9 protein-coding genes are annotated in these 11,776 nt (G+C 56.1%); 5 read left to right on the plus strand and 4 right to left on the minus strand.

Annotation, left to right across the window (positions count from 1 at the left end):
• The first annotated feature begins 105 nt into the window (after window positions 1–105).
• Entirely contained in the window at window positions 106–876 is a 771-nt protein-coding gene (locus FHI25_RS15195) for a PhoH family protein (protein ID WP_008889771.1), read from the plus strand.
• Between the two features lie 97 nt (window positions 877–973).
• On the opposite strand, the gene FHI25_RS15200 is transcribed toward FHI25_RS15195, so the two are convergent.
• The gene (locus FHI25_RS15200; protein ID WP_008889770.1) at window positions 974–1,993 is read right to left on the minus strand and encodes a cation diffusion facilitator family transporter; all 1,020 of its coding nucleotides are present in this window, start codon (window positions 1,991–1,993) and stop codon (window positions 974–976) included.
• 224 nt (window positions 1,994–2,217) lie between these two features.
• On the opposite strand from FHI25_RS15200, the gene FHI25_RS15205 reads away from it, so the two are divergent.
• From FHI25_RS15205 to FHI25_RS15220, 4 genes are all read left to right on the plus strand, one after another.
• Window positions 2,218–4,200 carry a heme lyase CcmF/NrfE family subunit gene (locus tag FHI25_RS15205; protein WP_210519112.1) on the plus strand — a complete coding sequence of 661 codons (1,983 nt, stop codon included), beginning with the start codon at window positions 2,218–2,220 and terminating at the stop codon, window positions 4,198–4,200.
• A 23-nt stretch (window positions 4,201–4,223) separates the two neighbouring features.
• A complete protein-coding gene (gene ccmI, locus FHI25_RS15210) occupies window positions 4,224–5,486 on the plus strand; it encodes a c-type cytochrome biogenesis protein CcmI (RefSeq protein WP_210519114.1) in 1,263 nt (420 codons plus the stop codon).
• A 322-nt stretch (window positions 5,487–5,808) separates the two neighbouring features.
• Window positions 5,809–6,255 carry a response regulator gene (locus FHI25_RS15215; protein WP_210519116.1) on the plus strand — a complete coding sequence of 149 codons (447 nt, stop codon included), beginning with the start codon at window positions 5,809–5,811 and terminating at the stop codon, window positions 6,253–6,255.
• Between the two features lie 21 nt (window positions 6,256–6,276).
• Window positions 6,277–8,859 carry an FtsX-like permease family protein gene (locus FHI25_RS15220; RefSeq protein WP_210519119.1) on the plus strand — a complete coding sequence of 861 codons (2,583 nt, stop codon included), beginning with the start codon at window positions 6,277–6,279 and terminating at the stop codon, window positions 8,857–8,859.
• Between the two features lie 101 nt (window positions 8,860–8,960).
• On the opposite strand, the gene atpC is transcribed toward FHI25_RS15220, so the two are convergent.
• Genes atpC through FHI25_RS15235 form a run of 3 tightly spaced genes read right to left on the minus strand, consistent with a single transcriptional unit; the run spans window position 8,961 to window position 11,768 of the window.
• On the minus strand, window positions 8,961–9,365 hold the full coding sequence (gene atpC, locus FHI25_RS15225) for an ATP synthase F1 subunit epsilon (RefSeq protein ID WP_008889765.1): 405 nt from the start codon (window positions 9,363–9,365) through the stop codon (window positions 8,961–8,963).
• A 41-nt stretch (window positions 9,366–9,406) separates the two neighbouring features.
• Window positions 9,407–10,825: a F0F1 ATP synthase subunit beta gene (gene atpD, locus FHI25_RS15230; protein ID WP_008889764.1), complete on the minus strand. Its 1,419-nt coding sequence runs from the start codon at window positions 10,823–10,825 to the stop codon at window positions 9,407–9,409.
• Window positions 10,826–10,877: 52 nt separating this feature from the next.
• Window positions 10,878–11,768: a F0F1 ATP synthase subunit gamma gene (locus FHI25_RS15235; protein ID WP_008889763.1), complete on the minus strand. Its 891-nt coding sequence runs from the start codon at window positions 11,766–11,768 to the stop codon at window positions 10,878–10,880.
• Window positions 11,769–11,776 lie beyond the last annotated feature (8 nt).

An 11,776-nucleotide genomic window follows, 5' to 3' on the forward strand; every position in this document is an offset into this window, starting at 1 on the left:
AAACTCCTACCGCCACTTCCATCGCGAGATGAAAATTGAATGCGCGCCTTTCCATAACGGAATGGCGCGTTTTGCTTTTTTGGCCACTTTGTTGAGGTGATTGTCATGGGTAAGCGCGCAGCACGTCGTCGTAACCGTCCGCAGCAGTCTAATAACAATGTTCATGAACTGTTTGATGAAAACAATGCTGATTGGCACCCGCTTGGCGGGTCGGATCAGACCGGAACAGAACAGAAAGGACAACGCGATCAAAGCTACCGCCGCAACATCCGCCCGAAAAGTGAAAACCAGGCAGCCCTGATGGATGCCATCGACAATTACAATCTGGTTATGGCCCTTGGCCCGGCCGGCACCGGCAAGACCTATATCGCTGTGTCCAAGGCGGTCGAAGCCCTTGATAACGGCGACATCGCCCGCATCGTTCTGGCCCGCCCGGCGGTTGAGGCCGGGGAAAATATCGGCTTCCTGCCAGGCGACGTCGAAGCCAAAATGGCCCCCTACCTTCGCCCGCTTTATGATGCGCTCAATGATCGTCTGGGTGCCAAGCGCCTCAAGACTTATATCTCGGACGGCACAATCGAGATTGCACCGATCGGCTATATGCGGGGTCGCACACTCAACAACGCCTTTGTGGTGATTGACGAGGCGCAGAACTGCACGTACGGACAGCTCAAGATGCTGGTCACCCGCCTTGGCTGGAACTCCACCATGATCCTGACCGGCGACCCGGACCAGACCGACCTTCTGCCGGAAATGTCGGGTCTTTCGGAAATGTCCGAACGTCTTGAAAATGTCGAGGATGTCGCCTGTGTCCAGCTGCGCGACAAGGACATCGTCCGCCATCCGCTGGTCGCAAGCATGTTGACCGTTCTTTAGGTTTCAACACAGCAAAGTGCAAAAACACTGCATAAAACAAAGGCGGGCCCGAAAGGGTCCGCCATTTTTTGTGGTCATCTGTGAAACCGGCTGACGCCTAGCGCCCCATGGCCGCGACTTCGCCGCCACTGTTATTGACCGGGATGTCATGTTGGCCGGCACGTTTGGCGCGGCCGGTGTGCCAGAATTCGGGATCTTCGGTATAGCCGCTGAATTCATCAAGGTGGATGTCTTCGGGCGGTTCGGGATGGATGGTGATATCCAGATCGGGATATTCGGCGCGGATGCTGTCCATCACCTGATGGCAGATGGTGTGCGATTCGCGCATCAGCATGCCGCCATCCATGATCAATTCGATCTCGGCAAAGCGATGCACGCCCGATGAACGGGTGCGCAGACGGTGGATACCAATGACATCGGGGTTTTTCATCGTCAGTTCGATGATGCGCTGGCTATCAGATTCGGGCAGTTCCGCGTCCATCAGTACCTTGACCGAGGTCCGACCAACCTTGACCGCGGAATACAGCAGGAAGATCGCAACCAGCCCGCCAATCGCCGGATCGGCCCATGCAAGGCCCGACATCCCGCCAAACAGCGCAATCATCACCGCCAGATTGGACAGGATATCGCTGCTGTAATGAAGCGAGTCCGCCTCGACCGCGGCTGAGCCCGAAATTCGCACCGCCTTGCGTTGAAGCAAAACCAGACCAATGGTCATGATCAGCGAAACGCCCATGATCCAAAGGCCTTCGACGGCAAAGGAAATTGGCATGGGTTCGGTGATGCGCGATGCCGCCTCGGCCAGAACCAGGATCGCCGCCCCAATCATGAAGGCCGATTGGAACAGACCAGCAAGCGGTTCTGCCTTACCATGGCCAAATCGGTGATCGTAATCCGCCGGACGCCAGGCCGACCGCACCGCCATGAAGTTGATCACAGAGGTACCAACATCAAGCATGCTATCAATCATGGAAGACAAAAGGCTGACGGAATCGGTCAGGAACCAGCCGACAGCTTTGATCAGGATCAGTGTCGCAGCAATGACAATGGAGGCCGTCGTTGCACGACGCGCCCAAGTCTCTTTCTGTGCTATGTCAATGACGGGACATTGACTCATCAGTTGTCAACCTCTGGCCTACCAATACGCTTACTGACCACCGTTTTATAGCCTGTTTGCGTACAATATGTAATGTCTATTGCCATATTTTCGCCCGTCCTAGGGCAGCAAATAGCGCATATTTGATATTCCGCAAGGTTTCCAAGCCTTTTTAAAGGGATTATATGTCGCATCCGGGCACATAATTGATACTGTAAAGCCTGCTAGGGACGAGAAACGATAATATGATTGTAGAGATCGGACATTACGCGCTGATACTGTCATTGGTGATGGCAGTTGCCCAATCCACCGTACCGTTTCTGGCGGCATCGCGGCGTGACGCCGCACTTCTGGCCGTCGCACCACGGTTGGCTTTGGCATGCTTTGCACTGATCGCGGCAAGTTTCCTTGCGCTGACCTATGCCTATGTCAGTTCCGACTTCTCGGTCCTTAACGTTCTGGCAAACAGCCACACCTCCAAACCGATGATCTACAAGATCACAGGCGTCTGGGCCAATCACGAAGGATCGATGCTGCTTTGGGTGCTGATCCTGACCCTGTTTGGCGGCGCGGTTGCGGCATTTGGCCGCAATTTACCGCCGACATTGCTGGCGCGCGTTTTGGGTGTGATGGGGCTGATCGGGGCTGGCTTTATCCTGTTTATTGTTCTGACCTCGAACCCGTTTGAGCGCGTATTGAACCCGCCGCTTGACGGGGAAGGCATGAACCCGCTGCTGCAGGACCCAGGCATCGCCATTCATCCGCCGTTCCTTTATCTCGGCTATGTCGGGTTTTCAGTCGCCTTTGCCTTTGCGGTGGCAGCCCTGATTGAAGGCCGGGTTGATCCGGCCTGGGCACGTTGGGTGCGCCCCTGGACGCTGGCAGCCTGGGTCTTTCTGACCGCCGGCATCGGGCTGGGTTCCTGGTGGGCGTATTACGAGCTTGGCTGGGGCGGCTGGTGGTTCTGGGACCCGGTTGAAAACGCATCCTTCATGCCATGGCTTGCGGGGACTGCGCTTTTGCATTCGGCCATCGTGGTGGAAAAGCGTGACGCACTTAAAAGCTGGACCATCTTTTTGGCGATCCTGGCGTTTTCCTTCTCGCTTCTGGGGACCTTCCTTGTGCGGTCGGGTGCTCTGACATCGGTGCATGCCTTTGCCACCGATCCGACGCGCGGGGTGTTTATCCTGTTCCTGCTATTCATTGCGGTTGGCGGATCGCTAACACTTTATGCCTGGCGGGCACCGACATTGAAGGGGGGCGGGCTGTTCCAGCCGATTTCGCGCGAAGGGGCGCTTATTTTTAACAATGTCCTTTTGTCGATTGCCGCTGCCATGGTGTTGCTCGGCACACTTTATCCGTTGTTGCTGGAAACCCTGACTGGCGAAAAAATCTCCGTCGGGGCACCGTTCTTTAATGCGACCTTTGTACCGATCATCACCCCGGTGATTGTCGCGATGGCCTTTGGCCCATTGATGCCGTGGAAGCGCGCCGACCTTCTTGGCGTGTTTAACAAGCTTAAAATCGCCCTTGCGGCTGCCGCCGTTGTCGTGCTGGTGACACTTTGGCTTTCGGGTGGACCGGCCTTTGCCCTGTTCGGGATGGGGCTTGCAGCCTGGTTGTTTGTCGGATCGATCCTTGAATGGTCGGGCCGGATCAAGCTGTTCCGCGAGCCAATTGGCACCAGCCTGCGCCGCATGCGCAATCTGCCGCGCTCGGCCCACGGGACGATGCTGGCCCATGCCGGTGTGGCAATCGTGGTGGCCGGTATCACCGGATCGCAGGCCTGGACCGAAGAAGCCGTTCAGTCACTTGCCGTTGGCGAAAGCGCCGAACTTGCCGGGCATACCTTCATCCTGTCTGGTATCCGCGAATATCAGGGGCCGAACTATGCCGCCCGCGAAGCGGAAATCACCATCACCACACCGGGCGAACGCACCGTTGTCCTGAAACCGGAAAAACGCGTCTATACGGTCGAAGGCATGCCAACCACCGAGGCCGGTATTCAATCAAGCTTCACCGGCGATATCTATGCCGTGATCGGCGATCAGGATGAAAGCGGCAAATGGATCACACGGTTTTACGTCAAACCCCTGATCCCATGGATGTGGTTTGGCGGGCTTGTCATGGTGTTTGGCGGATTGATGTCGCTTTCGGATCGTCGTTATCGCATCGGTGCACCGACCCGTTCCCACAAGACTGCCGCCAAAGCAGTGCCCGCAGAATAAGCCAAGGACAGGATACCTAAATAATGACCATCTGGATTGTTCTTGGCGCGATTACCCTGCTGCTTACGGGGTTCATTCTGTGGCCGATTTTTGGCGGCAACCGTAAAGCTGGATCGGATGAGGCAAGCGATGCGTCGTCCGCATCAGAGAGTGAAGATGGCAGCCCGGAAAACGAACTTTCGCGCGACCTTGCGGTTTATCGTGATCAGCTTTCCGAGATTGACCGTGATATTGAGCGCGGGGTTCTAAGCGCCGAGCAGGCCGATGCCGCGCGCACCGAAGTTCAGCGCCGTATTCTGGCGGCCGATCAGCGCATCAAAAAGCAACAGCCTACTGACACCATCGAGCAGACATCGGCAAACAAGCCCATCCGGGCCATTGCCGCCGGTTTTATCGTGCTGTTCATTGCAGGCGGGTTCGCGCTTTATCTTGATCTTGGCAATCCGACCATGCCCGACCGCCCGATCACCAGCCGCGCCGATGAAATCAATGCCATGCGCATGGCCCAGACGGCGGATGAAGACCGCCAGTCGGTGCTTAATCGTGCTGTCAGCGACCTGTCACAGAGGCTTTTGGAAAATCCAGATGATCTGCGGGCGTGGGAATTGCTGGGTGCCAGCCTGATGGCGCTTGGCCGCCCGGAAGAAGCACAAACCGCGTTTCTTGAGACCGTCAAGCGGTCGGGACGTGACGGCGATTATCTGGCCATGTATGCCGAAAGCCTGATCCGCAGCAATAATGGCCAAATCAATACGACAGCCCGCGGCGTGCTGCGCGAAGCCGAAAAAACCGACAGTGCCGATCCACGCATCCAGTTTTATCTTGGCCTTGCCGACGCACAGGAAGGCAATGTCGGTGCTGCGGTTGATCGCTGGATCGCACTTGCCAATGGGGCACCGGGCGATGCCCCGTGGTTGCCGATGGTGGTTGGCCGGATCAATGAAGCCGCCCTTGCCCAGGGGATCGACATTGAAGGACGCCTGAACATTGCCGAAAACACATCACCCGGCCCAAGTCAGGAAGATATCGCCGCTGCGCAGGAAATGACACCTGAAGAGCAGCAGCAAATGATCATGTCGATGGTCAATGGATTGGCCGAACGGCTGGAGGCTGAGCCGAACAATCCCGACGGGTGGGCCCGCCTGATGCAGGCCTATATGGTGCTGGGCCGGGAAGACGATGCCAAGGCGGCGTTCGAGAAGGCCAGCATAGTGTTTGCCGACCAGCCGGAGCTGATTGCCCGATTCGACTCGCTTGCACAGGAAATCGGCATCTCAGCGAACTGAACAGGCATTTATCGGTAATATTGCCGATAAAAATTGTTTTGCAGAAACTCTTTTCCCTGCACTTTTGAACCATTATATACCATACAGTCGGATAATATCTGCAACTTTACTGAAGTCTTATTGAATTGAACTTCGTGCTGAGGTATGAAATTAAGACTTAAGGATAGATAAGAAATACATCATATATGTGATTCCAAAGAATACCTTTCGATGGTGGGGGCCGTCTTTTTCTTTAGGATCAATATATTGACAGGCTCACAAAACAAAAGATCAGGGATGACCATGCGCACCAAAAGCTCATCCCTAAGGATAGCGGATCAGCATGCCGGATCAAAAGAACGGTTCAATAAACAACCTGTTGTTGATTGAAGATAATCCTGGTGATGCGCGCCTGGTGCGCGAAGCACTTCGGGAATTCAAACAGCCGGTTGAATTGCATCACGTAAAGGATGCGATGACCGCACTGCAGTTTTTGCAGCAAGATGGTCCGTATCGCAATTCACCGCGCCCACGCCTGATTCTTCTAGACCTCAACATGCCGCGCAAAGATGGCCGCGAAATGCTGCGCGATATCCGAAATGATCCCAATTGCGCATCCATTCCCGTAATCGTCCTGACAACGTCCGGTGCCGATCACGACGTTGATCTTTGCTATGCCGCCGGGGCAAACTGTTATTTGCGCAAACCGGTTGATGTGACAGAATTCATCGAACTGATGAAAATGATCGAATCCTTCTGGCTGGGACTGGCGTTGACCCCCACGCCGTAACCCCCTGCCAGAGAGACTGCCGTGCGCCGCCCGACATCTCTGCTTTTGACATCCCGGCCCATACCAACCAGCCTCAAGATTGCGCTGCGTGAATTGCGCAAGCCCGGTATCGGCATTGTTACCCTGTTCGCGACCCTTGTCTTTGCCGCGACCATTCTGGTCCTGACCGTCAGCCTGACGCAGTCGGTTCGCGATGGGTTGCGCCAGTCAGCACAACAGACCATCGGCGGGGATATCTCGCTGCGTCTGTTTCACCGGGCACCGACGACAGATGAAATTGCCTTTCTTGAAACGCTTGGCACGCTCAGCCTGACAATCGAACAAAGGGTGATGGTTCAGCCATTCGATAATCGACCGGCCGTGCTTTCCGAACTGAAGGCCGTTGATGCCACCTATCCGCTTTTTGGTCATCTGGAACTGTCACCAGACATTCCCCTTTCGGAAGCCCTTGGCACCCGAAATGGCAGCCCCGGTATTGTCGTTGGTCCCGAACTGGTTGAAGACGGCGGGTACAGGGTTGGCGATACCCTTTATCTTGGGCGTCAGCCTTATCAGATCCGCGCACGCATTGCCGCCGAGCCCGAACGCAAATTCAGGCTGTTCTCGCTTGGTCCCCGCGTGATTGTCGGGTTGGATGCGTATCGCAACAGCCCACTTTTGACGCCGGGCAAGCAGGTTTACTGGTATCTGCGGATCAAACTACCACCGGGTAACGCGCGATCGCCGGATCAGATTATTGCCGCCATCGAGGACCGATTTCCAGATAGCGGATGGCGGATTGTCAGTGCTGCGGACGGCGTCCCCGGGCTCGAACGCATCGGGGATTTTGCGTCTTCCTTCGTCAGCCTGATGGGAATTGCGATCTTTGCCATCGCGACAAGTGCCATCCGAAATGCCCTGACAGCCGACCTTGCCGCACGACGCCCCCGCTTTGCGACCTTGCGCAGTCTGGGTGCCCGGCCACGGGAAGTTGCCACCAGCATAATCTGGCAAGTGGGACTTATTACCGGGTTGGCCATCCTGATCGCGGTTGTTTTGACTGTAATCGCGGGCGCGGTGCTTGGGCCGTTGTTCGCCGAAATGCTTCGCTTTGACGCAAGGCCAACCTTCGAGAATATCCCCATGATTGCGGGTTTCGTCTTCGGCTTTGTTGCCCTTGTTTCTATCAACCCGATCCGCGATGCCAGCGATGCTTCCCCGGCCTTCCTGTTTCGCCATCAGGATCACCGTGAAACGCAGGACACCATAAAACGCCGTTCGACCAAGCTCATAATCACAAAGGCCCTCATTGCGGCCTGCTTGCTTGGCATTGCCGGTGCCCTGATTGACCTCGGCTGGTTTTCGCTTGCCTTGTTGGCGGTTCTTGTCGGCTGTCAGGTTCTTTTTGTCGGTCTCGGACGGATAATCCGGGCAATGGCAGGAAGGTTATCAACAGGACATCGCCTTTCCCCCACCCTTCGTCTGGCATTGCGCAATATCGCCCGACCATCTGCGCCGACCGTGACCATCACCGCGTCCTTTGGTCTGGCGATGACTTGTCTGACCGCGGTTATGCTGTTTGGCAGCTTGGCGGGGCAGCATTTGAAATCCGTCTTGCCGTCCCAGACCCCGGATGTGGTGTTTTTCGATATCCCGCCGTCCGCACAAGACGCATTCCTAGCGGATGTCCTGCGCACCGATGGTGTTAAAAGCATCACCCAGATGCCGTTTCTACACGGTCGGGTCACGCGTCTGAATGGCGCACCATTGACGCAGGCCCAAGTGCCACGTCGTTATCACTGGTTCCTGCGTGGCGACCGGGGCATGTCATGGACGGATCACCCAACAGCATACATGACCGAAAGCACGCTTGCAGATGGCCACTGGTGGCCGCCAGAGAGCGTCAATGAAGGTCTGGCATCCGTTGACGCCGGGGTCGCACAGGCAATCGGTGCGGCGGTCGGAGACAGCCTGACAGTCAATATCATGGGAAAGCCCCATCAAGTCCGCATTGCCAATCTGCGCAAGATTGACTGGACCCGACTTGACCTTGATTTCCCGATTGTGCTGTCGCCAATGTCGCCTGCCTTTGACCATGGTGTGATTAGTGCTGTGCAGCTCAATGACACGATGGATGCAAGGGCGTCGATGGACCCGATCCTTGAGACCCATCGCGACATACCGGTGATTTTCGTCAACGACGTTCTGGCAAAACTGACCCGCTTGTTTGACGGTGTGGTCGCAGGGCTGCTCACGATTACGGCACTTGCGACCCTTGGCGCGATTCTGGTGATTATTTGCGGGCTGATCGCGCTGCGCCTGCGCCAGACAGAGGCACTAGCCATGCTGCGCGCCCTTGGTATTCGGCCGCGTCAAATCAGCCAAACCGGGGCATTCGAAACCGGACTGATGGTTGCTATCAGTGGACTGGTCGGCCTGATGGCCGGCAGCGGGATTGCAATTATCGCCGCACAAGCCATCGGCACCATTGATCTCGCACAGGTTGCGACAATCGCCGGACCGATGATCGCAACGGCATTTGGCGCGATCGTGGTGCTTGGGTTTGGGGGTGGCTGGATTTTGCAGGCAGCAAGTTTACGCGCGCAGGCGGGCTGGCGCGGCTAGGCCGAAACCCGAAAGCCCCAAAACGACCCAAGACGACATCGGACAACAAAAAAGGCCGCCCCATCAGGACGGCCTTTTTAAATGATTTTCTGAAAGCAGGCTTAGTTGCTCAGGGCCTGGATCTGTGCACGGGCAATGTCGAGCGCACGCTCGGCATTGGCTTTGTCGTGTGCAGTCTCGGCAGACTTGAGAGCGGCCTGAGCCTCTTCAAGACGGGCCTGTGCTTCGTCAGCTTTCAAATCGGAAACCGGAACCGCTTCTTCTGCCAGAATGGTGCAACGCTCGGGATTAACCTCGGCAACACCGCCAGCAACGAAGATACGTTCGGAAACCTTACCACCTGCATAGATGTCGATGACACCCGGACGAATGGTCGAGATCATCGGCGCATGCTTGGGCAGAACACCAAAATTCCCGTCCGTGCCCGGAACAACGACCATCTCGACCGGCTCGGATTTGAGCAGGGCAGACGGTGAAACAAGTTCCAGTACAGTCGTATCAGTCATGACAATCCTCGCTCCTTAGCCGGAGGGGGACCAAAGCTGCCTTAGGCAGCTTCGGCCATCTTCTTGGCTTTTTCGATGGCTTCTTCGATGGTGCCGACCATGTAGAATGCCTGTTCCGGCATGTGGTCGTATTCACCAGCGCAGATCGCTTTGAAAGCCTTGATGGTGTCTTCGAGCTGAACGAACACGCCCGGAGTACCGGTGAAGACTTCTGCAACGTGGAACGGCTGCGAAAGGAAACGCTGGATCTTACGGGCACGTGCCACAACCAGTTTGTCTTCTTCCGAAAGCTCGTCCATGCCGAGGATGGCGATGATGTCCTGCAGGCCTTTGTAGGTCTGAAGAACACGCTGAACTTCACGCGCGGTCTCGTAGTGTTCCTGACCAATGACGCCCGGATCCAGAGCACGCGAAGTGGAGTCGAGCGGGTCAACTGCCGGGTAGATGCCGAGCTCGGCAATCTGACGGTTCAGCGTGGTGGTTGCGTCAAGGTGGGCAAACGAGGTTGCCGGTGCCGGGTCAGTCAAGTCATCGGCCGGGACGTAAATGGCCTGAACCGAGGTAATGGAACCTTTTTTGGTCGAGGTAATACGTTCCTGCAGCGCACCCATGTCGGTTGCCAGCGTCGGCTGATAACCCACAGCAGACGGGATACGACCGAGAAGTGCCGACACTTCCGAACCAGCCTGGGTAAAGCGGAAGATGTTATCGACGAAGAACAGAACGTCCTGGCCTTCTTCATCACGGAAGTATTCCGCGAGGGTCAGACCGGTCAGAGCAACACGTGCACGTGCTCCCGGGGGTTCGTTCATCTGGCCATAAACCAGTGCGGCTTTGGATTCGCCTTCCGGGTTGATAACGCCCGATTCCATCATCTCGTGATAGAGGTCGTTACCTTCACGGGTACGTTCACCAACACCAGCAAAGACCGAGTAACCACCGTGGCCTTTTGCCACGTTGTTGATCAGTTCCATGATAAGGACGGTTTTACCAACGCCCGCACCACCGAACAGACCAATTTTACCACCCTTGGTGTACGGCGCGATAAGGTCGATAACCTTAATGCCGGTCACAAGGATTTCGGTTTCGGTGGACTGGTCGATGAAGTCAGGTGCTTCACGGTGGATCGGAGAGGTCTTGGCTGCATTAACCGGACCACGTTCGTCAACCGGCTCACCGATAACGTTCAGAATACGACCAAGGGTTTCCGGACCAACCGGAACCGAGATCGCGTCACCGGTGTCGGTGACTTCCTGACCGCGCTGCAGACCTTCGGTGGTGTCCATTGCGATCGTACGGACCGCATTTTCACCAAGGTGCTGTGCAACTTCAAGAACCAGACGCTGACCGTTGTTGTCAACATGCAGCGCATTCAGAATGGGAGGCAGATCGCCGTCGAATTTAACGTCGACGACGGCGCCCATTACCTGGGAAATTTTCCCCGCCTTCTTGTTCGCCATAGTTATTGTCTCCTGCTCGGACAAAGCTATCCGTTAACTTCCTGCGACCCGCTTACAAAGCCTCGGCGCCGGAAATGATTTCAATCAGTTCATTGGTGATCTGAGCCTGACGTGAGCGGTTGTACTGGATGCTCAGTCGGTCGATCATATCGCCGGCATTGCGGGTTGCGTTATCCATCGCGGACATACGCGCACCGTGTTCAGATGCGCTGCTTTCAAGCATTGCACCGAAAATCTGGACGCCAACGTTACGCGGCAGCAAATCAGCCAGAATGGCTTCTTCGGACGGTTCGTATTCGTAAACCGCAGAAGAACCAGTTGCTTCTTCCTGTTCGTCTGCTTCTTCACCCGTGAACGGGATCAGCTGCTGAGCGGTTGCCACCTGCGAAATCGCGGACACGAACTTGTTGTAGAAGATCGTGCAAACGTCGAATTCGCCTTCGTCGTAAAGCGCCAGAACCTTGTCTGCCACCTCGGTTGCCGAAGAGAAATCAATCCCCTTCTTGCCCTCGATGCCAGTATACCGGGCGACAATATTGTCACCAAATTCACGCTTGAGCGCATCTGCACCCTTGCGGCCAACACAGATCAGCTTCACCGTCTTGCCTTCAGCCTGCAGGGCTTTGGCTTTCAGACGGGTTGCTTTGACGATCGATGCGTTAAAACCACCGCAAAGGCCACGGTCCGCGGTGAAGACGACGAGCAGATGCACATCATCCTTACCGGTACCGGCCAGAAGCTTTGGCGCCCCTTCATTGCTGCCGACGGCAGTTGCAAGACGGCCCAGCATCGTCCCCATGCGTTCAGCATAGGGACGGGCTGCTTCCGCTGCATCCTGTGCACGACGGAGCTTGGAGGCTGCCACCATCTTCATCGCCGAGGTAATCTTCCTCGTCGATTTGACGCTGGCAATGCGCGAGCGCAGATCCTTCAAACTAGCCATTGCGTTTC

The organism is Thalassospira sp. ER-Se-21-Dark, assembly GCF_017922435.1.
Classification (GTDB): domain Bacteria; phylum Pseudomonadota; class Alphaproteobacteria; order Rhodospirillales; family Thalassospiraceae; genus Thalassospira.

Coding starts and splice junctions, on each gene's coding strand:
- FHI25_RS15195 (WP_008889771.1), top strand. CDS start 106: ATGGGTAAGCGCGCAGCACGTCGTCGTAACCGTCCGCAGCAGTCTAAT.
- FHI25_RS15200 (WP_008889770.1), bottom strand. CDS start 1,993: ATGAGTCAATGTCCCGTCATTGACATAGCACAGAAAGAGACTTGGGCG.
- FHI25_RS15205 (WP_210519112.1), top strand. CDS start 2,218: ATGATTGTAGAGATCGGACATTACGCGCTGATACTGTCATTGGTGATG.
- ccmI (WP_210519114.1), top strand. CDS start 4,224: ATGACCATCTGGATTGTTCTTGGCGCGATTACCCTGCTGCTTACGGGG.
- FHI25_RS15215 (WP_210519116.1), top strand. CDS start 5,809: ATGCCGGATCAAAAGAACGGTTCAATAAACAACCTGTTGTTGATTGAA.
- atpC (WP_008889765.1), bottom strand. CDS start 9,365: ATGACTGATACGACTGTACTGGAACTTGTTTCACCGTCTGCCCTGCTC.
- atpD (WP_008889764.1), bottom strand. CDS start 10,825: ATGGCGAACAAGAAGGCGGGGAAAATTTCCCAGGTAATGGGCGCCGTC.
- FHI25_RS15235 (WP_008889763.1), bottom strand. CDS start 11,768: ATGGCTAGTTTGAAGGATCTGCGCTCGCGCATTGCCAGCGTCAAATCG.